At 69.9% G+C, this 25428-nt stretch carries 25 protein-coding genes; 17 read left to right on the top strand and 8 right to left on the bottom strand.

Translation table 11 applies throughout. The features are described 5' to 3' along the window. The first annotated feature begins 154 nt into the window (after positions 1 to 154). Together ACIQUC_RS07170 and ACIQUC_RS07165 are read left to right on the top strand one after the other, a co-directional pair. Positions 155 to 2116 carry a potassium transporter Kup gene (locus ACIQUC_RS07170; RefSeq protein ID WP_402264894.1) on the top strand — a complete coding sequence of 654 codons (1962 nt, stop codon included), beginning with the start codon at positions 155 to 157 and terminating at the stop codon, positions 2114 to 2116. 266 nt (positions 2117 to 2382) lie between these two features. Continuing rightward, the gene (locus ACIQUC_RS07165) at positions 2383 to 3222 is read left to right on the top strand and encodes a glycoside hydrolase family 16 protein (RefSeq protein ID WP_402264891.1); all 840 of its coding nucleotides are present in this window, start codon (positions 2383 to 2385) and stop codon (positions 3220 to 3222) included. A 48-nt stretch (positions 3223 to 3270) separates the two neighbouring features. Here ACIQUC_RS07165 and ACIQUC_RS07160 read toward each other — a convergent pair whose 3' ends face one another. From ACIQUC_RS07160 to ACIQUC_RS07150, 3 genes are all read right to left on the bottom strand, one after another. Beyond that, the gene (locus ACIQUC_RS07160; RefSeq protein WP_402264888.1) at positions 3271 to 4146 is read right to left on the bottom strand and encodes a DUF808 domain-containing protein; all 876 of its coding nucleotides are present in this window, start codon (positions 4144 to 4146) and stop codon (positions 3271 to 3273) included. Between the two features lie 9 nt (positions 4147 to 4155). Beyond that, entirely contained in the window at positions 4156 to 5118 is a 963-nt protein-coding gene (locus ACIQUC_RS07155; protein WP_402264885.1) for a helix-turn-helix domain-containing protein, read from the bottom strand. 77 nt (positions 5119 to 5195) lie between these two features. Continuing rightward, entirely contained in the window at positions 5196 to 5633 is a 438-nt protein-coding gene (locus ACIQUC_RS07150) for a VOC family protein (protein ID WP_402264882.1), read from the bottom strand. 51 nt (positions 5634 to 5684) lie between these two features. On the opposite strand from ACIQUC_RS07150, the gene ACIQUC_RS07145 reads away from it, so the two are divergent. Next, entirely contained in the window at positions 5685 to 5954 is a 270-nt protein-coding gene (locus ACIQUC_RS07145; protein ID WP_022907953.1) for a hypothetical protein, read from the top strand. A gap of 8 nt (positions 5955 to 5962) precedes the next feature. On the opposite strand, the gene ACIQUC_RS07140 is transcribed toward ACIQUC_RS07145, so the two are convergent. The 3 genes from ACIQUC_RS07140 to ACIQUC_RS07130 all read right to left on the bottom strand — a co-directional run bounded on the left by ACIQUC_RS07140 (position 5963) and on the right by ACIQUC_RS07130 (position 7604). Further along, complete coding sequence (locus ACIQUC_RS07140) at positions 5963 to 6358, bottom strand: arsenate reductase ArsC (RefSeq protein WP_402264879.1); 396 nt, start codon at positions 6356 to 6358, stop codon at positions 5963 to 5965. Beyond that, positions 6355 to 6771 (bottom strand): VOC family protein, encoded by a 417-nt coding sequence (locus ACIQUC_RS07135; protein WP_402264876.1) that lies wholly within the window; start codon positions 6769 to 6771, stop codon positions 6355 to 6357. Before ACIQUC_RS07135 ends, ACIQUC_RS07140 begins: the two co-directional genes overlap by 4 nt. 254 nt (positions 6772 to 7025) lie before the next feature. Then, on the bottom strand, positions 7026 to 7604 hold the full coding sequence (locus ACIQUC_RS07130) for a TetR family transcriptional regulator (RefSeq protein WP_402264874.1): 579 nt from the start codon (positions 7602 to 7604) through the stop codon (positions 7026 to 7028). A gap of 68 nt (positions 7605 to 7672) precedes the next feature. On the opposite strand from ACIQUC_RS07130, the gene ACIQUC_RS07125 reads away from it, so the two are divergent. The 13 genes from ACIQUC_RS07125 (at position 7673) to ACIQUC_RS07065 (ending at position 22720) form a co-directional block, all read left to right on the top strand. Continuing rightward, positions 7673 to 8431 (top strand): SDR family NAD(P)-dependent oxidoreductase, encoded by a 759-nt coding sequence (locus tag ACIQUC_RS07125; RefSeq protein ID WP_402264871.1) that lies wholly within the window; start codon positions 7673 to 7675, stop codon positions 8429 to 8431. Between the two features lie 21 nt (positions 8432 to 8452). Then, positions 8453 to 8866 carry a hypothetical protein gene (locus ACIQUC_RS07120; protein ID WP_022907959.1) on the top strand — a complete coding sequence of 138 codons (414 nt, stop codon included), beginning with the start codon at positions 8453 to 8455 and terminating at the stop codon, positions 8864 to 8866. Positions 8867 to 9041: 175 nt separating this feature from the next. Next, positions 9042 to 9869: an ABC transporter ATP-binding protein gene (locus ACIQUC_RS07115; protein WP_031262996.1), complete on the top strand. Its 828-nt coding sequence runs from the start codon at positions 9042 to 9044 to the stop codon at positions 9867 to 9869. Positions 9870 to 9882: 13 nt separating this feature from the next. Continuing rightward, positions 9883 to 10728 carry an ABC transporter permease gene (locus ACIQUC_RS07110; RefSeq protein ID WP_402264867.1) on the top strand — a complete coding sequence of 282 codons (846 nt, stop codon included), beginning with the start codon at positions 9883 to 9885 and terminating at the stop codon, positions 10726 to 10728. 204 nt (positions 10729 to 10932) lie between these two features. Then, positions 10933 to 12075, top strand: a complete 1143-nt coding sequence (locus tag ACIQUC_RS07105; RefSeq protein ID WP_402264864.1) for an ABC transporter substrate-binding protein — start codon at positions 10933 to 10935, stop codon at positions 12073 to 12075. A gap of 80 nt (positions 12076 to 12155) precedes the next feature. After that, entirely contained in the window at positions 12156 to 13220 is a 1065-nt protein-coding gene (locus ACIQUC_RS07100; RefSeq protein WP_402264861.1) for an LLM class flavin-dependent oxidoreductase, read from the top strand. Continuing rightward, the gene (locus ACIQUC_RS07095; RefSeq protein ID WP_022907963.1) at positions 13217 to 13921 is read left to right on the top strand and encodes a cysteine hydrolase family protein; all 705 of its coding nucleotides are present in this window, start codon (positions 13217 to 13219) and stop codon (positions 13919 to 13921) included. Before ACIQUC_RS07100 ends, ACIQUC_RS07095 begins: the two co-directional genes overlap by 4 nt. Before the next feature lie 5 nt (positions 13922 to 13926). Continuing rightward, entirely contained in the window at positions 13927 to 15252 is a 1326-nt protein-coding gene (locus tag ACIQUC_RS07090) for an NtaA/DmoA family FMN-dependent monooxygenase (RefSeq protein ID WP_402265698.1), read from the top strand. A 1-nt stretch (position 15253) separates the two neighbouring features. Further along, entirely contained in the window at positions 15254 to 16975 is a 1722-nt protein-coding gene (locus ACIQUC_RS07085) for an MFS transporter (RefSeq protein WP_402264857.1), read from the top strand. 56 nt (positions 16976 to 17031) lie between these two features. After that, a complete protein-coding gene (locus tag ACIQUC_RS07080) occupies positions 17032 to 17538 on the top strand; it encodes a flavin reductase family protein (RefSeq protein WP_402264855.1) in 507 nt (168 codons plus the stop codon). 870 nt (positions 17539 to 18408) lie between these two features. Next, the gene (locus ACIQUC_RS07075) at positions 18409 to 21498 is read left to right on the top strand and encodes a cutinase family protein (RefSeq protein ID WP_402264852.1); all 3090 of its coding nucleotides are present in this window, start codon (positions 18409 to 18411) and stop codon (positions 21496 to 21498) included. Continuing rightward, complete coding sequence (locus tag ACIQUC_RS07070) at positions 21495 to 21869, top strand: hypothetical protein (protein WP_309887529.1); 375 nt, start codon at positions 21495 to 21497, stop codon at positions 21867 to 21869. Before ACIQUC_RS07075 ends, ACIQUC_RS07070 begins: the two co-directional genes overlap by 4 nt. Before the next feature lie 545 nt (positions 21870 to 22414). Continuing rightward, positions 22415 to 22720 (top strand): recombinase family protein, encoded by a 306-nt coding sequence (locus ACIQUC_RS07065; RefSeq protein WP_307159810.1) that lies wholly within the window; start codon positions 22415 to 22417, stop codon positions 22718 to 22720. Positions 22721 to 22881: 161 nt separating this feature from the next. Here the strand turns inward: ACIQUC_RS07065 and ACIQUC_RS07060 are convergent, their stop codons facing one another. Continuing rightward, positions 22882 to 23454, bottom strand: coding sequence for a TetR family transcriptional regulator (locus ACIQUC_RS07060; protein ID WP_402264848.1), 573 nt, complete (start codon positions 23452 to 23454; stop codon positions 22882 to 22884). Between the two features lie 88 nt (positions 23455 to 23542). Between ACIQUC_RS07060 and ACIQUC_RS07055 the strand changes: the two genes are divergently transcribed. Beyond that, on the top strand, positions 23543 to 24418 hold the full coding sequence (locus ACIQUC_RS07055) for an SDR family NAD(P)-dependent oxidoreductase (RefSeq protein WP_402264845.1): 876 nt from the start codon (positions 23543 to 23545) through the stop codon (positions 24416 to 24418). Positions 24419 to 24813: 395 nt separating this feature from the next. Here ACIQUC_RS07055 and ACIQUC_RS07050 read toward each other — a convergent pair whose 3' ends face one another. After that, positions 24814 to 25401 (bottom strand): TetR/AcrR family transcriptional regulator, encoded by a 588-nt coding sequence (locus ACIQUC_RS07050; RefSeq protein ID WP_402264842.1) that lies wholly within the window; start codon positions 25399 to 25401, stop codon positions 24814 to 24816. Between the last annotated feature and the right edge of the window lie 27 nt (positions 25402 to 25428).

Genomic DNA, 25428 nt, shown 5'->3' with positions numbered 1-25428 from the left:
CGGGTCGCACAGGGTCGTCGGGTGTGCGCATCCGGTCCCACCGGCGTGCGCATGTGCGTGCGCTGCGAGCGCCCGGGCCGCGCTGGTGCGATGATGATCCGCGGCCGTCGCCCCGACGGCGAGGACGCCGTCGCCGGACGGCGAGGAGACGGAAGTGACGAGCGTGACCGAGACCCGCTCTCAGACCCCGACGACCGAGACCACCGACGACGCCGGAACGCACGGCCCAGCGAAGGGCATCGCCGCCCTCGCCCTGGCCGCGCTCGGTGTCGTCTTCGGCGACATCGGCACGAGCCCGCTGTACGCGTTGCGCACCGTGTTCACGATCGACGGCGGCATCGTGCAGGCGAACCAGGAGGACGTCTACGGGGTGATCTCGATGATGTTCTGGAGCATCACGGTCATCGTGTCGATCAAGTACGTCCTCGTGCTCATGCGCGCCGACAACAACGGCGAGGGCGGGGTCATGGCGCTCGCCGCGCTGGCCCGGCGGCTGTACGCCAAGCGGCGCGGGGGAGCGACGATCTTCCTCGTCATCGGGATCGTCGGCGTCTCGCTCTTCTACGGTGACTCGGTCATCACCCCGGCCGTGTCCGTGCTCTCCGCCGTCGAGGGGCTGCAGACGGCGGCCCCCTCGGTGGAACACCTCATCGTGCCGATCGCCGCGGTCATCCTCGTGCTGCTGTTCGCGGTGCAGCGGTTCGGCACCGGCAAGGTCGGCAACCTGTTCGGCCCGGTCATGCTGCTCTGGTTCGTCGTCATCGCCGCTGCCGGCGTCCCGCACATCCTGGCGCACCCGGGTGTCCTGCAGGGCCTCTCGCCCACCTGGGCCATCGCCTTCCTCATCGCCCACCCGTACATCACGTTCGTCGCGATGGGTGCGGTCGTGCTCGTCATCACCGGAGCCGAGGCCCTCTACGCCGACATGGGCCACTTCGGTCGGAAGCCGATCCTGCGGGCCTGGTTCTTCGTCGTGTTCCCGGCGCTCGTGCTGAACTACCTCGGCCAGGCGTCGCTCGTGCTGAACCAGCCGGGGGCGGCGAAGGACCCGTTCTTCCTGCTGTTCCCGAGCGCGCTGCAGATCCCCGTCGTGATCCTCGCGACGATGGCGACCGTCATCGCCAGCCAGGCCGTCATCTCCGGGGCGTTCTCGCTGAGCCGCCAGGCCGTGCAGCTCGGCCTCCTGCCGCCCCTGACCATCCGCCAGACCTCACGGCAGGAGGGCGGGCAGATCTACCTGCCGGCCGTCAACCTCCTGCTGTTCATCGGGGTGCTGGCCGTGATGCTCGCGTTCCGGTCCTCGGCGAGCCTCGCCACCGCCTACGGGGTGTCCGTCACCGGTGCGCTCGTCGTCGACACGCTCCTGCTGCTCCTCGTGGTGAAGCCGCTCTGGCAGTGGAAGACGTGGAAGCTCGTCGTCGCCGCGATCGCCTTCGGCGGACTCGAGCTGACGTTCCTCGCCGGCAACCTGTCGAAGATCCTGCACGGCGGGTGGGTCCCGCTCCTCATCGCCCTCGCGGTGATCACGCTGATGACCACCTGGCGCCGCGGTCGGCAGCTCGTGCAGGAGGAGCGCAAGGAGCGCGAGGGGTCCCTCGCCGACTTCATCGAGAAGATCAACACGAAGGGCATCCCGCGCGTGCGGGGCGTCGCGATCTTCCCGCACCCGAACAAGGAGACGACCCCGCTCGCGCTCCGGGCGAACGTCGAGCACAACCACGTCGTGCACCGGACCGTGGTCATCGTGTCCGTCATCACCGCGAACGTGCCCCACGTCCCGCACGCCAAGGCCTTCTTCCGGGACGACCTCGGGTACGAGGACGACGGCATCGACCACATCACGATCAAGTTCGGGTTCTCGGACGACCAGGACCTGCCGAAGGCACTGCACGCCGCGTGCCTGGCCGAGGTGCTCGAGATCGATCCGGACGAGATCGCGAACGCGTCGTACTTCATCTCGCGGGGTGCCCTGCGACCGATGCCGGGGAACCGCGGGATGGTGAGCTGGCGGAAGAAGCTCTTCGTCGGGCTGGCGCACAACGCGGCCGACCCGGCTGCCCGCTTCGGCCTGCCGGCGGAACGCACCGTGACGATGGGCAGCGACGTCGAGATCTGACGACCGTCGCGCGTGACCGGTCGACGGACGGGAGGCGCAGTGCCAGCTGGCACCGCGCCTCCCGTCCGTGCGTCCGGCGTGGTCCCGTGCCCCCTGCTCGGGGGATCCGAGCAGGGGTAGACGGGTACGTCGGGTACAGCGAACCTGGGTGCCGGGGCATCCAGACCGGGAATCGGCTAACCGCCGGACGCTGACGCCCGATACTCCAACGCACAAGCACCTCGGCCATCGCACCACACGCCCGTCCCACACAGGAGGCAGTTCGCATGCGGTCCCCGTCAGTCGTCGTCGCCGCGCTCTCGATCGCTCTCGTCGCGGCCACCAGCCTCGCCGCCGGAGCTCCGGCCGGCGCAGCAGCGCTCCCCGCCTCGTCCAGGGCGACCGCCACCGTGCCCGACGGCCGGGCGATCCCGAAGACGAACGTCGTGTCGAACGGCCGGACGTGGAAGCAGACCTTCCGCACCGGCTTCGACAGCTACGTCCCGGTCGGGAAGTTCGCGTCGAAGTACCCGAAGATCGGTCTCTACGACGGGTTCAAGGACACCACCGGCAAGGGGAAGTACGCACCGTCGAAGGTCCTGAGCGTCAAGGACGGGGTGCTCGACTTCGCCCTCCACACCGAGAAGGGCCAGCCCCTCGTCGCGGCGATCATGCCCGACGGGTACGCGCCCCACACGACCGGCCGGGTGTCCATCCGGTACAAGACGACGAAGACGCAGGGCTACAAGTTCTCCACGATCCTCTGGCCGTCGAGCGACGACTGGAACGAGGGCGAGATCGACTGGCCGGAGGCCGACCTCGGTGCCCGGCCCCGCCCGGCGTCGGCGGTCCCCGGCAGCTGGTCGCCCCTCGGCATGCGGTTCGAGCCGGGCAAGGAGGCCTTCGCCCCGACGGACAGCACGGGGTGGCACGTGGCCACGACCGAGTGGGACAAGGGCATCGTGCGGTTCTACTGGGACGGCAAGCTCGTCTCCTCGACCACGAAGGCGGTGCCGAAGACGGCCTTCCGCGTGACGCTGCAGGCGGAGACGACGACGAACGGCGGGAAGATCCCGGCCAGCGCGGTCGGGCACGTCAGCATCGACTGGGTCGCCATCTGGAACTGAGCCGGTCGGGGACCGCGTGCTCGGCGTGCGCGGCTCCGCAGCCGGCGCTCAGTGCGTGCGGCCCCGCAGCCGGCCGATGCCGAGGACGACGGCGACGACGACCAGGCCGAGCAGGAGTCCGACCACCGCCGACACCGCGGTGTCCACGATCCACGTGACGACCGGCCCGGCCGCCTCGATGCCGTGCTCGATCGTGTGCAGCAGGTCGTACGGCGCGTGCCAGAACGTCTCCGCGAGGTTCGCGATCACGAGGTGTCCGCCCACCCAGAGCATCGCGACCGTGCCGACCACGCCGATCACGCGGAACACCGTCGGCATCGCCCGCACGATCCGCGCGCCGGCCCGGCGGGTCCGGCGGACCGAGTGCTTCATCATCTGCAGACCGATGTCGTCGATCTTCACGAGCAGGGCCACCGCGCCGTAGACGGCCCCGGTCATGACGAGCCCGATGACGATGAGCGCGCCGAGCGTCGGCCAGAGCCCGAGGTCCGGGTCGAGCCCGGCGAGGGCGATGAGCATGATCTCGGTGCTGAGGATGAGGTCCGTGCGGATCGCCCCGAAGACGAGCTTGGGTTCCGCGACGGTCTCGTCCGACCCGGCTTCGTGGTGGGCGCCGAACCACTCGGTGACCTTCTCGGCCCCCTCGAAGCACAGGTAGGTGCCACCGAGCAGGAGCAGCCACGGGAGCACCCCCGGGGCGAACGCCGTGAGCAGCAGCGCCAGCGGGATGATGATGACGAACTTGTTGAAGAGGCTGCCGAGTGCGATCCGTCCCACCACCGGCAGTTCGAGAGCGGGGGACAGCCCCTGCACGTACTGCGGCGTCACGGCGGCGTCGTCGATCACGACACCAGCGGTCTTGGCGCTGGCCTTGAGGGCCGCGGAGAGCACGTCGTCGACGATGGCGAGCAGACCGACTGACATGCGCTCAGACTAGGGCCTCGACGCGTCCCGTCGGCGCAGGGTCTGCGAGGGCGACTCCCCGGAGACCTCGGCGTAGTACCCCGAGAACCGCCCGAGGTGGTTGAACCCCCACGACAGCGCGACCTCGGCGACGGTCGTGCCGCCGGGATCCGCGGCGAGCAGATCGGCCCGGACGCCGTGCAGGCGTGATTCGCGGAGGAACTGCATCGGCCGGATGCCGACGTGGCGTTGGAACGCCGCCTGCAGTCCGCGCGCGCTCACCCCGGCGGCGGCGCTCACCTCGGTGATCGTGAGCGGCCGGCGGGCGTTGGCGACCATCCACTCCTTGGCGAACCGGATGGTCGACGACCCGACGGCGTGCGCCGCTCGGGGCGTGGCGTCGAACGCCGCCACGACGGCGTCCGCGATCGACTGGTTCCAGTGCGCGCGGACCGCGGCGGGCGCGGACGGGTCCAGGAGGCGCGGTGCGGCCTCGCCGATCCGGGTGCGGAGCAGACGCAGCGCGTCCACCCCCAGCGAGCGGCGGAACGCGAGCTGCCGCGGCTCGTCGTCGCCGCGTCGAGCCGCGGCGATCGACTCGAGGAAGGCGCCGCCGAACCGCACGGAGTGTTGTCCGGACGGGAGCCCGTCGAACGTGAAGTCGCGGCCCACCGGGTACATCACCGGGATGCCGGGCAGGAGCTGCACGGGATCACGCGCCCCGGTGTCGATCGTCATGCCCGGAGCGGTCGCCCACGCCAGCACGTAGTCGTGCCCGGGGACGATCGTGCCCCACCGGCGTGCGGCGACGTCCGACGTGCCCACCACGACGTCGTGGTCGCCGACCGCGCGGAACCGGAAGGAGAAGCCGTCGTGGACCGCCTCGCCGATGTGGATGTCACGGCTCGAGTACACCCGCTCGTACAGCGCCACGGCGTCGTCGAGGGTGCACCCCCGGCGATCGACGTGGATCGGCGCGGCATCGTGGGACATGTCCGTCCAGTCTCGCGCATCCCGAGCCGGATCGGTCACATCTCGACGTACTCCGTCGTCGGCGGACCGAGGCGACCTCAGTCGAGACAGAACTCGTTGCCCTCGACGTCCTGCATGACGATGCACGACTCGTTGACCTCGTCGGCGAGCATGCGACGGAACTGCGTGGCGCCGAGCGCGACGAGTCGGTCGCTCTCGGCGTCGAGGGCGGCGAGCCGGTCGGCGCCGACGAGGCCGGTGCCGACCCGGACGTCGAGGTGCACGCGGTTCTTCACCGTCTTGCCCTCCGGCACGCGCTGGAAGAACAGTCGCGGGCGGACGCCGGTCGGGTCCACGCACGCGAACGCCGAGCCGCGGTGCTCCGGGGGCAGTGCGCTGTCGAAGGCGTCCCACGAGTCGAAGCCGGTCGGCGGTGGCGGTACCACGTACCCGAGGACCTCGCACCAGAAGCGCGCCACGCGCTCGGGTTCCGCGCAGTCGAACGTCACCTGCACCTGCCGCACCGTCGCCGTCATGGCGCCACCCTAGGCTGAACGTCACCGACGTGGCGCCCGTATGCTCGCCGCATGGCTGACTTCACCGCTGACCAGGCCGCCGTCGTGCGGATCGAACGAGCCGAGGAAGGCCGCTGGGACCTCACGGTGATCAGCGACTCGGGCGTCCGCATGGGACACGGCGAGTACCTCTTCGACGAGGCGGACGACGACGCGGCGGGGGAGCAGGCAGCGGCCCTCGACTTCGTCCGCGGCTACGGCTTCCGCTTCGAGCCGGACGCCGTGGTCGCGGACGGGCCGGACGCCTACTGGGCACCACTGCTCGCGCTCGACGAGCGGTAGCACTCCGCTCAGAGGCTCGCGACGAGCTCCTCGACCCGCGCGCGGATCGCGTCGCGGATCGGACGGACGCGCTCGAGCGGCTGCCCGGCCGGGTCGTCGAGCGCCCAGTCCTCGTACCGCTTCCCGGGGAACACCGGGCAGGCGTCGCCGCAGCCCATCGTGATGACGACGTCGGACTCCCGGACGGTGTCGGTCTCGAGCACGGCGGGCACGGCCGAGGCGATGTCGATGCCCTCCTCCGCCATGGCCGCGACGGCGACGGCGTTGACCTGGTCCGCGGGTTCGCTGCCGGCCGAGAACACTCGGACCCGGTCACCCGCCAGGTGCTGCAGGTACCCGGCGGCCATCTGGGACCGGCCGGCGTTGTGCACGCACACGAACAGGACGGTGGGGAGACCGCTCACGAGAGCGCTCCCGCCTCGAAGCCGATGAGCCACGTGACGCCGAACGCGTCGCGCACCGTGCCGTCCCAGTCGCCCCACGGTCGTTCCTGCAGCGGGTCGATGACGGCGCCGTCCGAGGCGAGGTCGTCGAACCAGCCGCGGAGCACGTCGGGTTCGGCAGCGCCGAGCAACGAGAACAACAGCCCGGTCGCCGAGAACGCGTCCTCGCCGGCCGGGGCGTCGGCGGCGAAGAGCGTGATGCCGCCGCCGGTGAGCTGCCCGTGGGCGACGGCGTCGGCGGGACCGTCCTCCCGCGAGAAGTCGGCGAAGGTGGCGATGCGCAACTCGCCGCCGAAGACGTCCTGCCAGCGCCCGAGCGCCTGCAGCGCGGTGCCGTCGAACTGGAAGTAGGGCGAGGGCCCGTTCACGTTCATGCTCGGACCCTACCGCTCGTGCCGTCGTGAGTGGGGCTCGAGAGCCGGCCGATCGTCGGACGGGGGGCGGGGGGGGGGCCCCCCCCCCCCCCCCCCCCCCCCCCCCGCCCCCCCCCGCGCCCCCCCCCCCCCCGGGGGTGGGGGGGGGCCGGGGGGGGGGGGGGGGGGGGGGGGGGGGGGGGGGGGGTTTGGGGGGGGGGGGGGGGGGGGGGGGCCCCCCCCCCCCCCCTCCCGTCCGACACGGGACCGCTCCGTCAGCCGAACAGCCCGAGTGCTTCGTCGACGACGTCCTCGGGGCGACCCGCGCCGTCGGTCGCCCACCAGGTGAGGGCGGCGCTCGCCGCCGCCGCGAGGGCGTGTGCCCGGACCCGGGTCGCGAGGTCGTCGACCGACCCGCCGTCCCGCTCGGCCACGAACCGTTCGATCACGCCCGTGAGGGCGCTGACCGCGGCCTCGCCACCGCGCTCGAGCGAGGGGTTCGCCCGGATCACCCGCAGGCGGTGCCGGGTGACCTCGACGACGTCGTCCGGGAACGTGGCGCCCACCCGGTACGCGGCGCGGAGGGCGACCCACGCGGACTCCGATGCCGGCCGTGCGGCGAGTGCGTCGGTGAACCGGACCGCGAACTCGTCGAGGCCGCCCCACACGAGCGCGGCCTTGCTCGGGAAGAGCCGGAACAACGACCGACGGCTGACCCCTGCGGCGGCCGCGACGTCGTCCATCGACACCTCGTCGAACCCCCGCTCGTCGAAGAGCCGGAGGGCCACGAGGGAGACCGCGTCCGGGTCGATGGTCCGTGGACGTCCGGTGGGCCGGTCCGTCGTGGAGGGCATGGGTTCCTTTCGGCACTGAGTGCTACAACTGTGGTGGCGCAGCGAGCGCCTCGCAGTGAGGAGACGACATGACCGACACCACCGCCGGACGGTTCACCGGCAGGACCATCATCGTCACCGGGGCGGGTTCCGGCATCGGACGCGCCACGGCGACGCGCATCGCGAACGAGGGCGGGCGGGTGATCGGCACCGACGTCGTCGCCGAGCGGCTCGACGCACTCCGCACCGAACTCGACGGCCTCGATCTCGAGACCGTCGTCGGTGACGTCACCGCACCCGAGACGATCGCCGCGCTCCTCGCAGCCGCCGGGGACCGGGTCGACGGGCTCGCGAACGTCGCCGGCATCATGGACGCGTTCCTCCCGCCGAGCGAGGTCGACGACGCCACCTGGGACCGCGTGTTCAGCGTGAACGTGACCGGGCCGATGCGCCTGACCCGCGCGGTCCTGCCGCTGATGATCGCCGCCGGACGCGGCGTCGTCGTGAACGTGGCGTCCGAGGCGGCGCTCCGGGCGTCGGCCGCGGGTGCTGCGTACACGGCGTCGAAGCACGCGATCGCCGGGTTCACGAAGAGCGTCGCCTTCTTCCACGGACCGCAGGGCATCCGTGCCAACGCCGTCGCGCCCGGTGCGGTGGCGACGAACATCGAGGCACCGATGCGCAGCGAGTACGCGGCCGGGCGGGTGGGCCCGATCATGCAGACGACGATCCCGCCGGTGGCGCAGCCCGAGCAGCTCGCGGCGGCGATCACGTGGTTGCTCAGCGACGACTCGGCCAACGTGAACGGCGCGGTGCTGCCGAGCGACGGCGGGTGGTCGGTGGTCTGAGCGGCCGCCTACACTGCCGACATGACCGAGGTCCCCGACGCCCGCTCCGACTGGGGCCGGTTCGCCCCCGACTCCGTCGAGCGGCGGATGCTCGACGACACCGGGACCGCACTCGGGCTCGTCCTCCGTCCCCGCACCGTCGTGCTCGACCGTGCCCGGGTCGAGGTCGAGGGCATCGACGCCGACGACCGCGTCGTCGTCCAGCTCGTCGCGAACCAGGGTGCCTACAAGCCCGCTTGGCGCAACAAGGTGATGGCCGACCTGTTCAAGCTGCTCTGGCTGCGGCAGTCCGTCCCCGGGGTCGAGCGGGCCGTCCTCGTCGTCGCCGAGCCGGCTGCACGGGCGCTCGCCGGGTGGGTCTCGGTGGCCGCCGAGGACCTCGGCGTCGAGGTGCTCGTCTGGGACGGGCACGCGGCGGCACCGGCGCGGCGTTGACACCGCGCGACCGTTCACACGTTCGCAACACATGTGGCCCGACTCCGTAACACGAGCGTCCTAGCCTCGTCACCAGCAGCGGATTTCCGCGTCGCAGACGAACCCGAGCTCGCGACGCACGCTCTCCGCCATACGAGATCGAGCCTGCGTGCTCGCCGACGGTATGGAGGAACGGATGACCACAGCAGCGGTCCGGGTGGACGCGGTGCGCAAGGTGTACGGCGGTGGCCCGAGCGCCATGGTCGCCCTCGACGACGTCGACCTGACGATCGAACCCGGCAGGTTCGTCTCGCTCATCGGCCCGAGCGGATGCGGCAAGTCGACCCTGCTGCGCCTCGTCGCCGGCCTCGAGCCCGCCGACCGCGGCGCCGTGCAGGTGCACGGCGTCACCCCGGCACAGGCGTGCGCGGCGAAGCTGATCGGCCTGGTGCCCCAGACGCCGGCGCTGCTGCCCTGGCTCACCGTGCTGCAGAACGTCTCCCTCGCCGGTCGGGTCAACCCCGGTGCCGGGCGTCGGCGCGCCGCCATCGAGGACCTCGAGGAGCGCGGAGCCGACGGCGGCCCGGACATGCGGCAGCTGCTCCGGATGGCCGGGCTCGGCGAGGCGATGGACAAGCTGCCCGCACAGCTCTCCGGGGGCATGCAGCAGCGTGCGGCGATCGTCCGGGCCTTCGGCCTGCGCCCCGACGTGCTGCTCATGGACGAGCCCTTCTCAGCCCTCGACGAGTTCACGCGCGAGTCGCTGCAGGACCAGCTGCTCGACCTCTGGGACGAGCTGCGGACGACCGTGCTCTTCGTCACGCACTCGGTCTCCGAGGCGGTCCGGATGTCGGACACGGTGGTCGTCATGGCGCCCCGGCCCGGACGGATCGTCGACGTGATCGACATCGACCTGCCGCGACCGCGGAACCAGCGGTTGTTCGAGGAACGCCGGTTCCACGAGTACGAGGACCTCGTGCGGACGCGCCTGCACAGCGCGTGGCACGCGACGGACGCGGCGTGAGGGAGACGACACGATGACCACCACCAGCACGACCTCCACCGCCTCCGCCACGTCGACCACTGCCGAGTCCGAGGCCGCGCTCGTCCGCCGCCCGCTGCCCGGCTGGATCCGCCCGACCGTCTGGGCGCCCCTCGTCGTCATGCTCGCCGTGCTCGCCGCGCTGTGGCAGATCGGCGCGGTGACGATGCCGTACCTGCTCCCGCCGCTGCCCGCGGTGGGGGAGACCCTCGCCACGCAGCTGCCCTACTACCTGCAGAACGCCGGGATCACCCTCGTCGAGTCGCTCGTCGGCCTCGGCATCGGGTTCGTGGCCGCGTTCGTGCTCGCCGTGCTGACGAGCGAGCTGCCGATCGTCCGTCGCGCCGTCATGCCGATCGCGATCGTCCTCAACGTGACGCCGCTCGTCGCGATCGCCCCGGCCCTCGTGGTGGCGTTCGGGTTCGGTCCGCTGCCGAAGCTCGTGATCACGGCACTCATCTGCTTCTTCCCGATCCTCATCAACACCGCCACCGGGCTGCGGTCCGTCCCGCAGCCCGTGCTGCAGGTGTACCGGACCATCGACGCGTCCCGCATCGAGATGCTCGTGCACCTGCGGATCCCGAACGCCCTGCCGTTCGTGTTCGCCGCGCTCCGGATCGTGTTCCCGCTGTCGATCATCGGCGCAGTCGTCGCCGAGCTGTCGGCCTCGGGGTCGACCGGCGGCCTCGGCACCGTGATCAGCACGGCGTCGTCGATGAACCAGCTCGACGTGGTCTACGCCGCGATCGCGATCCTCGCGGTGATGGGCGTCGCCCTGCTCGGCGTCATCTCGCTCGTCGAGCGACGCGTCCTGCGCTGGCACCGCACCGCGAACGACTGACGGCGACCGCCGACCCGCCCCGCCACCGCACCGCCCGGCCACCGCACGCCGCCCCGCGGCCAGCAGCACCACCTGCCGGCGCGAGCCTGCCCACGCGACGCCGGCCGCGCCTCCAGGACGACCCCAGCCGCCCCCTGACCCGCACCCATCCCGCCCCGCCCCCGCCCCGCCCTGCACCACCCATCCCTTCCCACAGGAGTGACCATGCAGCACCGCACCCGCCCGCACCGCACCCGTCCGCACCGCACCACGGCCGCCCTCGCGGCCCTCGCCGCCACCGCCGCGGTGGCACTCACCCTCTCCGGCTGCAGCACCGGATCGAGCGCCGGCACCGGCTCGTCCGAGGGCAGCGCCATCTCCGCCGAACGGTGCAAGGAGAACAAGGCCGCCGGCCCGATCACCTACCTGTCCGGCTACCAGTACCAGTCCTCGGCGTCGATCCTCGAGTACATCGCCGCGGACCAGCTCGGCTACTTCAAGGACCTCTGCCTCGACGTCACCCTGAAGCCCGGCTCGGGCGACACCGCCCAGAACACCAAGCTCCTGGCGAGCGGCCAGGCGACGGTGTCGGCCGTCGCAGAGCAGGACCTCATCCAGGCCCGGGCGAACGGCATCGACATCACCGGGATCTCGTCGTACTCGAATGCCGGGCTCGACATCCTGATGACGAACAAGGACATCACGAAGCTCCCGCAGCTCGACGGCAAGGTCGTCGGCCACAAGGGCTACGTCCCCGCGTCCGTCCGGGCGATGATGGAGAAGGCCGGGGTGGAGTGGGATTCGCTCACCCTCGTGAAGGAGGGCTACGACCCCTCGGTCCTGCCGCGCAAGCAGAACGGTCTCGAGGCCCTCACCGGCTTCGTGTCGAACGAGCCGAACCTGCTCAAGGCCGCCGGTGACGACGTCACCGTGTGGCAGCCCGTCGACTACGGCATCCCCTCGTCGATCGGCGCCATGGCCGTGAACCCCGCGTTCGCGAAGGCCCACCCGACCGCCGTCGAGGACGTCCTGCGCGCAGCCCTGCACGCCTACGACTTCTGCTCCTCGAGCACGGCGAAGACGAAGCAGTGCGTCGGGTACGCCGCGAAGCTCTCCGGCGCGACCTACGACGAGGCGCAGAACGCGAAGATCTGGACGACCGAGACGAAGGTCATCGCGGACAACCCGACGCCGGGCCAGCCGCTCGGGGGCATCGACCCCGAGAACGTGTCGAAGCTCGTCGACATGCTGCACCAGTTCGACATCGTGAAGACCTCCGTCACCGCGGACGACGCGAAGCGCTGGTTCACGAACGAGTACATCGACGCGATCACGAAGGACGGCGAGACCGTCTGGCCCGCACCGTGACCCGGGTGGGTCGCGCGGGCGCGCGACCCACCCGGCACGACGTGACCAGCACCGAGCAACGACCAGAGAGGCGGCGCACCATGCCCGCGAAGGAGTACGGGATCTTCCTCCCGATCGGCAACGGCGGGTGGATGCTCTCCACCACGGCACCCCACCCCGAGGCGACCTACGCCTGGAACAAGCGCGCAGCCCTGCACGCCGAGGCGATCGGTCTCGACTTCGTCATGTCGATGGCGAAGTGGCGCGGCTTCGGCGGGAGCACCGACCACTGGGGGCGCTCCCTCGAGTCGATGACGATGATGGCCGGGATCGCCGAGGCGACCGAGCGCGTGAAGGTCTGGGCGACCATGCACGCGAACGTCCACAACCCGGCGGTCGCGGCGAAGATGTACACGACGCTCCAGGACCTCTCCGGGGGCCGGGCGGGCATGAACATCGTCAACGGGGCCTACGCGGCGGAGTTCGAGCAGTTCGGGATCTGGGACGCGGGCCTCAGCCACGCCGACCGCTACCGCATGACGGAGCTGTGGACCGAGGCGGTCACCCGCCTCTGGACCGAGGACAGCGTCACGATGCACACGCCCTACTTCGACCTCGACGCGTGCGAGTCCCGCCCGCACCCGGCCAGCCGGCCGACGATCATCAGCGCCGGCAAGTCCGAGGCCGCTCGGGCGTTCCAGGCGAAGTATGCCGACGGTGCCTTCCTCGCCGCGGACAGCCTCGACGAGATGCGCGACCTGTCCCGCGACGTCCACGACCGTGCGGCCGCCGAGGGCCGGGAGTGCCGCACGTACTCCATGCTCACCGTCGTGCAGGACGACACCGACGCGGCCGCGCAGCAGAAGGTGCGCGCGTGGGGCGCCGGCGTCGACCGCGAGGCGCTGGCCTCGATGCGGGCGTCGTGGGGCGTCCCCGCCGAGCAGGCCCGTGCGTGGGCGGACGGCGCGGCGGGCGAGGACGCGTTCCAGACCGCGTACGTCGCCGGTTCCGCCGAGACCGTCACCGAGCACATCGAGTACATCGTCGACCGGGGTGAGCTCGACGGCCTCATGCTGATCTTCCCCGAGTACGACCAGGACATGGTGCGCTTCGGCGAGACCGTCCTGCCCGCACTCCGCGAGCACGACGCGGCGGTCGTCCGGTGACCGGCGGGACCGGCGGGCTCGACCCGAGGCTCGCCCTGCTGCCGGACGGAGCGTCCGGCCCGGCGGCTGGCCGCTCACCGGCGCTGGTCGTCGTCGACGTGCAGCGCGACTTCGGTGAACCCGCTCGCATCGCCGGGTACGGCCTCGACGAACGAGCCTCCGCCGCCGTCGAGGCCGCGATCACCCGGATCGGCGAGCTCGTCGAGGCGGCACGGGCGGCGGGCGTCCCCGTCGTCTGGGTGGAGCTCGGCAGCGACCCGTCCGTCCCCTGGCACAGCAGCACGTGGTTGCGTGGTGGTCCGCTCGACGGGCCGATGCCGGAGGACGAGCCCTGCCGGATCGGCACCGCCGGCGCCGAGTGGTACCGCACGGCGCCGGCACCCGGCGAGACCCGCGTCGTCAAGCGCGGATACAGCGGGTTCCTCGGCACCGACCTGGAGGCGCGGCTCACCACCGCGGGGATCGGCTGGCTGACCGTCGTGGGACTCACGTCCGAGTGCTGCGTCTTCGCCACGGCGCAGGACGCGATGCAGCTCGGCTGGCCGGTCGTGGTGCCGTCGGACGCCACCGCCGCCTACGACATCGACGTGCACGACGCCGCGCTCACGATGATCGAGCTGAACATCGGTGTCGTCACGGACGCTGCCGAGACCACGGCGCTGTGGCAGGCGTGGGCGGCGGCGAAGGTGGGTGCCCCGTGAGCGGCATGCACATCGCCTACGACCTGTCCTTCACCCACACCGAGGGGCGCTGGGCCGCGCCGGGCAGCTGGGTCGGCCAGGACTTCCCCGACGTCCGGATGTACATGGAGGTCGCACGGACCGCCGAACGCGCCGGCGTCGACATGCTCTTCTTCGGCGACGGTTCCGGCGTCCCGAGCACCTGGCGCGGCAGCATCGACCCCGCGGTCGAGTGGGGGATCCAGTGGCCTCGACAGGACATGTCGCCGGTCATCGCGGCGATGTCGACGGTGACCGAGCACATCGGGTTCGGACTGACCTACTCGTCGACGTTCACGCACCCGTTCTCCACCGCCAGGCTGCTGAACTCGCTCGACCACGTCACCGGCGGCCGGATGGCGTTCAACGTCGTCGCCTCGTCGCGGGGCGCGGACGCCGCGAACTACGGCTCCGACCACCTGGTCGACCACGACCTCCGGTACGAGCGGATGGAGGAGTTCATCGGCGTCTGCCGCGCGCTCTGGGACTCCGTCGCGCCGGACGCGATCGTCCGTGACCGGGCGACCGGCCGGTTCGCCGATCCGTCGAAGGTGCACCCCATCGACCACGACGGCCGGTTCTTCAAGGTGCGCGGGCCGCTCGCCAGCGTCCCGAGTCCGCAGCGTCACCCGGTCGTCGTGCAGGCCGGCAACTCATCGCGGGGCATCGCCGCGAGCGCGTCGTTCGCCGACCTCGTGTTCGGGTTCGGGGCGAGCGTCGCCGGGCAGCTGCGCCACCGGAGCGCCCTCGACGCCGCACTCGAGGACGCCGGCCGGGACCCCGCCGGGGTCGGGATCCTCTGGGCGACCCAGGTGATCGTCGGCGCGACGCTCGCCGAAGCCCAGGCCCGACGGGACTCGCTCCTGTCGTTCTGGAACCGCGAGGCGGTCGGCACGTTCATCTCGCACAACGCCGGGTACGACTTCTCGACGCTGCCCGCGTCCTTCCGGCTCGGGGACCTGCGCGACGAGATCATCGCCGCCCAGGCGAGCCCGGCCGGACTCGTCGGCAGCCTGGTCGCCGAGTTCGGCGAGGACCACACGATGGACCGCGACGACTTCTTCGAGCACGGGTGGCGCGCCGCGACCGGCCTCGACCACATGCTCGTCGGCGACGCCGCGGGGGTGGCCGACGCCCTCCAGGAGAACTTCGCCGTGACCGGTGGGCGGGGCGGCTACATGCTGTCCAGCCCGCTCGGGATGCCGTCCGGGTTCGCCGACCTCAGCGAACTGCTCGTGCCGGAACTCCGCTGTCGCGGGGCCCTCGCGCCGCGGTACCCGGGGACCACGCTCCGCGAGAACCTGGCGGTGTGAGGTGACCCTGGCCCGTCGGTGGCTCGCGCTCGGCGGGCTCTGCCTCGGCTTCTTCATGCTGCTGCTCGACAGCACGATCGTGTCCGTCGCCCTGCCCGACCTCGGGCGTGATCTCGGTGCCGACGCGTCGACGTCGGTGTGGGTGAACAGCGCCTACCTGTTCGCGTTCGCCGTCCCGCTGCTCGTGGCGGGCCGGCTCGGCGACCGGTTCGGGCACCGGCGCGTGTACCTCGTCGGGCTCGCGGTCTTCACGATCGCCTCGGTCGGGTGCACGGCCGCGCCGGGGATCGGCGCCCTCGTCGCCTGGCGTGCGGTGCAGGGCCTCGGCGCCGCGTTGCTCACCCCGCAGTGCCTGACCGTGATCCGGTCACTGTTCAACCCGCCGCGGCTCGCCGTCGCGCTCGCCGTCTGGAGCGCCGGCGGCGGGGCGGCGACGGTCGCCGGGCCGATCGTCGGCGGGCTGCTCGTCGAGGCGTGGGGGTGGCCGTCGGTGTTCCTCGTGAACGTGCCCGTCGGGATCGTCACGGCGATCGCGGTCCTCCGCTTCGTGCCGGTCTCCCAGCGCATCGCGGTCCCGCTGCCCCTGTTCGCCGTCCTCGGCGTGACCGTGGGGGTCCTCGGGGTGGTCGTCGGCGTGCAGGGCACGGACACCGGGCTGCTCGCCGACCCGGTCGCCCGTGGTGGAGCGGTGCTGCTCGGCGCCGCGGTGGTCGCAGCCGTCATCGTCCGGCAGCGGCGTGCCGGCGACCGCGCCCTCGTGCCGCTCGCGCTGTTCCGTGACCGCGGCTTCGTCACCGGGTCGTGGGGTGCCACGGCCGCGTCGTTCTGCGTCGGGTCCGCGCCGATCCCGCTCATGCTCGACCTGCAGCAGACCCGCGGGCTCAGCGCTGGATCGGCGGCCCTCGTCCTCGTGCCGATGGGGATCGCGTGCCTCGCCTCGGCGCCGTTCGTCGGTCGCATGACGAACACCGCCGGCCCCCGGGCGACCGCGACGGTCGGCGCCGTCCTGCTCGTCGTGTCGGTGGCACTGACCGCGGTGCTCGTCGGTGCAGCGGCACCACTCTGGACGATCGCCGCGGCCTTCACCGGGTTCGGGATCGCGAACGCGTTCGTCTGGTCGCCGTTCTCCCTCGCCGCGGTCCTCGGAGCGGGCCCCGCGACGGTCGGGGCGGCCTCGAGCGTCTTCAACACCGTGAAGCAGCTCGGTGCCGTGCTCGGCAGCACCGCTACCGCCGTGATGCTCGCCACGGCGGGTGACGCGGTCGCGCTCGGTGCGCTCGCGCTCGTGGCCTGCGGCGCCGTGGTCGCCGCGCGTGCGCTGTCCGGCCGTCCGGGGGCCCCGGTCGTGCTCACCGGCGAGATCGTCCACGGCGCCGGGGTCGGGCACGACCTGGGGTTCCCCACCGCGAACCTCCGGCCCGAGCGTGGCGCTGCTGCTGCTGTCCCCGTCGACGGGGTCTACGTCGGGTGGCTCGCTGCTCCCGTCGGCGCTCCGGCACGGCATGCGCTCGTGTCGATCGGCAGCAACAGCACCTTCCCCGACCGACCGCGCACGGTCGAGATCCACGTGCTCGACTTCGACGGCGACCTGTACGGCTCGGTCGTTGAGCTCACCGTCGGACGACGCATCCGACGCCAGCGCACGTTCCGCGGGCCGGACGCGCTCGTCGCCGCGATGCGGTCCGACGAACGCCGTGCGCGCGCCGTGCTCGCACGCTCCTGACCGATCGGCCCTGACCGTTCGTCCCCGACCGCTCGTTCCCCGAGGAGGACCCCATCGTGCACGACCACTTCATCGAGGACCCACTCGACATCCGTGAGGCCATCGCCGAGGTGCCCTCCGTCGTGGCCGCCATCGCCGCGTGCGTCGACGGTTCCCCCGTGGTCATGGTGGCGACGTCGTTCACCGTCGGCGTCTCCTACGACCCGCCGCTGGCGACGATCGCCGTGCAGCACTCGTCCACGACGTGGCCGGATCTCGCCGCAGCGCCGACGCTCGGCATCTCGGTGCTCGGCGACGGACACGGGCCGCACACGGCGCAGTTGGCGTCCCGGGACCGCGCGCGCCGTCTGCGCGGCATCGAGTACGCCACCGCCGGGTCCGGTGCGGTGTTCCTCGACGGTGCCCACTCGTGGTTCGAGTGCTCGGTCGAGGGTGTCCACCGCGCTGGCGACCACGACATCGTGGTGCTCCGTGTTCTCCGGGTCGCGCGGGATGCTGCACGGTCGGCGCTCGTCTGGCACCGGCCGCCGCGCCCGAGGGTCGCCGTCGACGCGCAGCCGTAGTCACGTCGGCTCCACCGCGGAGACCGTACGGTGCGGTCGCCGCGACGGGCGCTGATTCACGACGAGATGGAATGCATACAACGCCGCAGATCGTGGCGCCGACCGTCGCTACCGAGCCGCGAACGACCACGAGAACAAGTGCCTGTTCAGGGTGCCCGCACCCGCCTGTTGCAGTTGGTAGTGCCGGTCCGATCAGGAAGAACAGCTCCCACCGGACAAAGCGTAGGAAACCATCGCTTGACCCCGGCCACACAACACCGAGACCACGAACGCGATGGAGGGAGGTGGGATCATGTCGGACGTGCCCGCGGGCGACTGGCGTCCGCGTCTCGTGTTGGTTCGCTCAGCCGTTCTCGTCGTACATGTCCCCCCCTACCGTTTTCGGTAGTTCATCACCTCTGTAAGAACTTCACCGGAAACGATCGTTTCTGAGCAGGTAGCTCCTGGGTCGTGACACGCTGTGGGCAGCTTCGCTCGGTGTCGTCCTATTCGCATGGCTCTGCGCGGGATCGTCTCCCGCGCGGTAGATCGACCATGGTGACCGGAGTTGTGAAACGCGACCACGTTTTGCCCTGCTTCGCCGGGGCTCGGGCGCCGATGTACACCGCTGCCGCCGTCGGTCACGCGTCCGACCGTTCGGATCTGAGAGTTCATTAAGCCCATGGCGGAACTAAGCCTGTGAACTGGGGTTTTCTTCTTGTCCCCGAATGGGGGTCACCGAGCGGATTTCAGCTTTCTCTTATGCTCCGAGAACTGACAGCAACCCGTGCTGTCGCTGGGCCTAGGGGGTCTTGTGCGCACGTTGCTGCACGCTCCGCGCTCGAGGAGGCGCAGCATCGCTGCCGCCACAACGACACCGGTACCGGTGGTGTGTTCGTTCCGACCACGGGCCGGATCCTGGACACGAAGAACAACATCGGCGGCTACTCGACGCCGATGCCTGCGAAGACCTGGCGCACCGTCAAGGTCACCGGCCTTGCCGGCGTCCCTGACGATGGCACGGTTGGTGCCGTGTCCATGGTTGCGACGGTTGCTGACATCACCACGGCCGGGCAGTTGTTCGGTCGTCCGGATGCGGACACGAAGTACACGCTGATGGGGATCTACGGCGGCGAGCAGCAGCAGAACACGTCGTTCTCGTCCGTCCTCGCCGTCGGCGCCGACGGCACCATCCAGGTGTACGCGGAGACCAGCGCCCGGCTGATCCTGGACGTGCAGGGCTACTACACCGCGAACACGGACGGCACCGCCCCGGGCGGGTTCGTCCCGCTGAATGGCAAGCGCGTCGCGGACACCCGCTCCGGAACCGGCGTGCCGCAGGCGCAGCTCACCACCGGCAAGAGCGCCGTGCTGCAGGTCACCGGCACCGCCGGTGTCCCGGCGGGCGCGTCCGCGGTGATCGTGAACCTGGTTGCGATGAACGCGACATCGAACGTGGGGTTCCTGACTCCGTACCCGACGGGTGCGGCGCGGCCGGCGAACTCGTTCAACTACGCCGGCGGCACCACCACCACCATGCAGGCGCAGGTGAAGCTCTCCGCTGACGGCAAGATCACGATCTACAACGCCAACAGCACCATGGACCTCGCCATCGACGTGCAGGGCTACTTCACCGCCACCGGTAGCTCCGGTGCGGTGTTCACGCCGGGCTCGGGCCGCATCTTCGACTCTCGCGCGACTGGGAGCACGATCCTCGCCGGGAACGAGACCCGCGCGATCACCGTCGCCGGCCAGGCCGGTGTCCCCGTCATGGGCTCCGGCATCAACTCCGTCGTCCTGACCTTGACCGCGAACGCCGCCAACGGGTCCGGTTGGGGTCGTGTCTGGGCGAACGGCACCAGCGAGCCCGACACTGCTTCGCTCCGCTACGACAACGGAACGGTTCGCTCCAACACCATCACCGTCCCGATTGGCGCGAACGGGAAGATCAGTCTCCATAACATCGGCAACGGGGCAACGAACTTCCTCATCGACGTCCAAGGCTGGTACGCAAACCCGCAAGCGCCGACTATCTCATGCCCGAGCCCATATCTCGCGGGCAGCTGGGCAACAGCGGTTCCATCTGCTGACATCATGTGCACCGTCGTGACACCCACGGAATCGAGCAGCGGCCAACAGCTCGCCGTCACCCTCGACGGCGATCTTGACAGTCTCAATGACTTGTCCGAAAGCGGCACGACGACGACCTCCGTTGCCGTCCCGGCGCACGGGGGTGTCCACACGATTTCGGTAGAGGTTGATACCGCAAGTGGCGCCTTTATTGCAGCGAATATCTACTCCTTTGGCCTCGGTGATTGGTCGTTGAAGTCGCTGACTCCGGCTCCCGCTGACGGGGCGGAGACCAATACAGCCGGATCGCTTTCAGTCGCTCCTGCCGACGACACATTCGGCCCTGACGCTCAGTTCCACTACGTCATCACAAGCGACGCCGACGGTAGCAATTTGGTGGCCGACAGCGACTGGGTCGCGGGTGATTTCCCGATCCCAGCGACTGCCTTGGCGCCAGGGCACACCTACTTCTGGTCTGTGTCGGTGCGTGGCACAAGCGGAGGCTCCACGACCGTCAAGACCGTCACATCGCCGACATGGTCGTTCGTAGCGAGCACGGCACCGACCGCTGCTATTTCCTGCCCCTCTCCGTATCAGGACGGTAGCTGGCAACACGACGCCCTCGATGCGCCCGTGACGTGCACGGTTACGGCGCCGCCGGCGTACACGGACGCGGCAAAGCTTTCCGTTGCTCTCGACGGAAACGATGTCGGCAGCCAGCCTCTCAGTCTTGGAGATCCCACGCAAATGACTGTGACAATCCCATCGGGGGCTGCGGCGCACTCAATCATTGCCACGACGTCAATTGATGCGACAAACGCTAGCACCGACGCGACCTTTGCTTTCGGCTCGGGACTGTGGTCGAACGCGGACTACGTACCGTCGATCAAGGATGGAGGGGATTCTGCGGATATTGCGCCCACACTTTTTGTCGACACCGACGGTGCTCCGTTCAGTGATGACGTCGAACTTCAATACACAGTCAGTGCTAATAGGGACGGAAGCGGTGTCGTCGCCCAGTCGGACTGGTCCTCCCACCCGTTGTCTGTCGAGTCAGGAACCCTCACAACGGGGCGCACATATTTCTGGCACGCTGAGGCAAGAGGGCCGCTGAACGATGGCTCGACTATCGCAGACGTGACCACTCCAACTTGGTCATTCACCGCAACCACAGACTCGAACCTGATTACAGGCGCCACGACTCAGGACACTACGAACTCCTCGCAAACCGAGTCGACGCAGGCGTCTGCAGCATCTAGCTGTCCGTCATGGCTTTTCATTGGCGTGCGTGGCACAAATGAAAAGGCTGGCTCCGGAAAATCCAGATGGGGCCACGGATGGACATCCGGAGGGTACGGCGAGATGGAGCAGGTTGCCCGAAAGCTCAGGAACGATGTTCGCGCCACTGTAGAGTCCCTAAACTACCCTGCCAGTTGGAGCGGGTCCGTTGGTCCGGTGTACTGGAATAGCGAAGCAAAGGGGCAAGCAAATCTCATTTCCGAGGTTAACGCCGTAGCGAAGAGCTGCTCTTCCACGAAGATTTGGATTGGCGGACATTCCCAGGGGGCTCAGGTCGTCGAGGATACCCTCGCGAGTAAGAAATTCTCCAAGACAGCGCAAGCTAATTTCCGGGGTGGCGTGCTCGCAGGCAATCCCACGTACAGGTGGGGTGAGTACGTGGACGCACCGGGCCATGGCGGCCTCAACGGGAAGCTTTACCCGTGGCACCATAGCGTTGACTTCCTCAAGGCCAAGAACAATAAGGGAAAGAAGGTAACGCAAGTTCGATCTTACTGTTTCCCGAATGACCTCTTCTGTCAAACATTCGGCACGTCGCTGCCCGTCCACAATTCGTATAAGAATGAGCCTACTCCTAGTAATGAAGAGAAGTGGTTGAGGCAGTTCGCATGAACACATTAACCAACGACGATCGTAAACGACCGAGCTTGCGTGCCGATTTAGTAATGATTTGGGTATTCTTTATCATAAGTTTGTTCGCGGCAATTATTGGGGCTGGTTATGTGTTCGATTCGAACCTGACTGCCTACGCGCTTTGTGCGGAGAGGCAAAATGTCCCATGCTCCGGTGTGGGGTGGTACGGCAGCATGGCTCTATCTCTTGCAATCGGATTTGGGGCGGTGGCGGGTGGATTGCTCCTCGGTGTGCGTCGGCACCGAACTGGTCGTCGTGGTGCGCTATTCGTCCTTGGCTCAGTAGTTGTCGTTGTTTTGGTCACCTTAATAGCTGTTGTCTTCCTCAAGGTTGCATTGCCCCAACACTGAGCGGTCTGGAAGTGGGTGGCTGCGCGAGGTTCGAGATGTCTTTTCAAGAGCGTTTGCGATTTTGAATGTTCCGACGATCCTGCCGCTGCTGCTTGTGCCGGCGGACCTAGTGCAGATCTACGAGTAGCGATCCGCTGTTTGGTGCCACGAAAGGCACTTCGACACGGGCCATGTGTGCAGAGCTCCTCACCTTCGTGGAGGGTGGGGAGCTCTGCGGTGCGGTGCGGGCAGTGCGCAGGCGACGACTGTTGTGTGGCTGACGCAGTGCGGGTGCTGGAAGTCCAGCACCGCAAGAGCGCGCTGGCCAGCATCGCTGCGCTCGCCCAAAAGAAATCCGCAACGAGCCGTGTGACTGGCACTTAACCGCAATGTCCCGTTAGTGGCCGTTCTGGGTCTCCGACTTACATCCCTACGGTTGCGAGACGTCTCGTAGTCACGCGAACGCTTCCGCCAGTTCCGCGACGTGCGAGTCTCGCAATCATGTGTCGCAAGCATCCGCCATGAATCCCCGCCATGGCGGTTGGTTGCGAGACAGAAGCAGCATCGTGGTGAAGCTGATCGGCTATGCGCGCGTATCGACCCAACGGCAAGGCGCCGATCGGCAAGATCAGGACCTGCTCGCCGCATGTGTCCGGCGGGATGACCTCTACATCGACTACGGCGTGTCCGGGGCCCGCGCCTCCCGGCCAGCGTTCGACCAGGCACTCGACACACTGCATGACGGTGACACGTTGGTCGTCACCACACTTGATCGGCTTGGCGTGTCCCCGATCGACATGCTCAGCTTCACCGTGCAGCTGGGTGATCGGGGGCGGGCCTCTGCGTTCTCAACCCCGGTCGGGCATCATTGACACATCGACCCCACTGGGCCCCATGACGGTCTCCGTCAGGGCGATGCTCACGCACATGGAGCTCTCCCTGTGCTGCCATGACCTCAGCGCGACACTGCCGCCACTCGGTCGAGTCAGCGGGGAGGGAGCTGGCAGTCCTCCGTGCCCACCGGAGGACCCCGTCAGCCCCGTACCACCGCCGCAACCGTCGCCACGACGACCTCCCGCCGCCGCGCCGCCCCCACCTCGTCCGTCAGTCGGGCGTACTCCGGTGTCGCACCACTCCACAGCGCCGCGGTGTGGATCACGACCCCGAGGAGCTCCGCCGCCGAGAACGCCGTCGGCAGCCGTCCGTCCCGCTGTGCGTCCTCGATAGCCCGGAGCTTCGCGGCGTTGCTCTGCACCACGGCATCGATCGGGTGCGAGGTGTCGCCCCGCTCGAGCCGGTACCAGGTCGCCAGGCGCTGCACCCACGGCCGGTGCGCGTACGAGTCGTGCAGGCGTCCGGCGTACTCGGGGAGGTCGTCGGCGTCGATCGTGACCTCGTCGAGCGTCTCGGCGACCATCGCGTCGAAGACCGCGTCGAACAGGCCGTCCTTGCTGCCGAAGTAGTGGTAGATCTGCGCCTTGTTGCTCGCAGCGGCGGCGGCGATCCGGTCCACCCGCGCGCCGGCGATCCCGACCGCCGCGAACTCGTCGCGGGCGGCGACGAGGAGTCGGGCGCGGGTGGCGTCGGCGTCGCGGGGCATCGGCATCAGCCCACGTTATCAACCGGGCGGTTGACAAGCGAGCGACGAAGGTGTTCCATGGGGCCTGTCAACCAACCAGTCAGTTAGGAACACCATGTCCGTCTTCCTCGTCACCGGCGCCTCGCGGGGCCTCGGCCGCTCGATCGTCACCGCAGCCCTCGCCGCCGGTCACCAGGTGGTCGCCGGGGTCCGGGACGTCCACGCCCTCGACGACCTCATCGCCGGCACCGAGCCGACGTCGGCCAGCGCCCAGCTCGTCCCGGTCGCCCTCGACGTCACCGACCCCGACGCCGCCCGTGCAGCCGTCCGCACCGCGGTCGGGCGCTTCGGACGGCTCGACGTGCTCGTGAACAACGCCGGGTACGCGAACCTCGCCAGCATCGAGGACGTCGACCCCGCCGACTTCCGCGCCCAGGTCGAGACGAACCTGTTCGGCGTGGTGACCCTCAGCCAGGAGGCCGTGCACGTCATGCGCGAGCGGGGCTCCGGGCACATCGTGCAGGTCTCGTCCGTCGGTGGCCGCATGTCGACGCCGGGGCTCGGCGCGTACCAGACCGCGAAGTGGGCCGTCGGCGGGTTCTCCTCGGTGCTCGCGAAGGAGGTCGGGCCCCTCGGCATCCGCGTCACCGTCCTCGAGCCGGGCGGTATGCGCACCGACTGGGCCGGCTCGTCCATGTCGGTCGCTCCGGTCCGGCCGGAGTACGAGGCGACCGTCGGCGTGTCCGCGCGGATGCACGGGGGCACGAGCATCGGTGCGAGCGACCCGGACCTCGTCGCCCAGCTCGTCCTGCAGGTCGTCGCGATGGACGAGCCGCCGCTCCGCCTGCTCGTCGGTCCGGACGCGTTCGAGCACGGGACGACCGCCGGTCGCGCGCTCCTGGCCGAGGACGAGCGGCACGAGGCGCTCAGCCGGTCGACGCAGGCGGCCGACGCGACACCCGAGCAGCTGGACCCGCTGGCGCACGCCTGAGTCGTGACCACCCGCCGGACGGGAGGCGCGGTGCCAGCTGGCACCGTCCCTCCTGTCCGCGAACGGTGCCGTCGTCACGCGCTGGCCGACAGTTCACGGGGCGGGGAGCGCGTGAGGTGTCGGTGAGCGCGAAACGTCCCCTGCACGCGCACCCGCCCCCCGCGTGCACGACGCACCGTGCGGGTACACGGTGCGTCGTGGTGTGGTCACGTCGCGACACGCGCCGTTGCGCGCCGCGACGCGAGTCCGTCGGCCGCGGGGCGGCAGGGGCTGGTCGTGCGGTCCCGACCGTGGGTCCGGCCGGTGTCAGGAGCGTACGCAGGATCGGGGCTGCCGTGGCGGAGTGCTGCGGGATGCCGAACACGCCCTGCGGGTCCACGCAGGCGAGCGTCCGGTCAGGCGGAGGCCAGCGCGCCCATCTCGGCGACGACGGCGCGGAGCCTGGTGGCGAGTTCCTCCGGGCCGCTGACGGTCTCACGGTGCGCCACCTCGGACAGCGCGGACATCACGAGCGCCACCGCGGTGCGGGCGGTCTGCTCGTCGGTCCGGGCCCCGACCGTGGCGAGCAGGGACTGCCGGGACTCGGCCATCCACTGCATGACCATCGCGGACATCTCGGGGCGGAGCACGAGCAGCTCCTTCATCCGGCGCCGGTCCTGCGAAAGGGGCACGGTGGCGGCGACGAGGCCGCACAGGTCGTCGATGAACCGACCCTCGGCGGCGGCGAACCAGGTCGCGGCAGCCTCCGGGACCTCGACGGTGTCGAGGCCGAGGGCGGCGTGCGCCTTCGACGAGAAGTAGTTGAAGAAGGTCCGCGGCGAGACGTCGGCATCGGCGCAGATCTGCTCCACGGTGACCCCGTCGAGGCCGTGCGCGGAGACGAGCGTCAGCGCGGCGTCGTGCAGCGCCGTGCGGGTCTGCTGCTTCTTCCGTTCACGCAGCGAGCACGGCTCCGTCGCCGTCGTCGCGGGGATGGTGGTCACGGTCGCTCCTGGGGTGGTGGTGTGGGG

This window comes from Curtobacterium sp. NPDC098951 (assembly GCF_044759965.1).
In the GTDB taxonomy this organism is placed as follows: Bacteria; Actinomycetota; Actinomycetes; order Actinomycetales; family Microbacteriaceae; genus Curtobacterium.
Note: the sequence above shows the minus strand (reverse complement) of the source record. Positions and strands in the feature narration are given on the sequence as shown.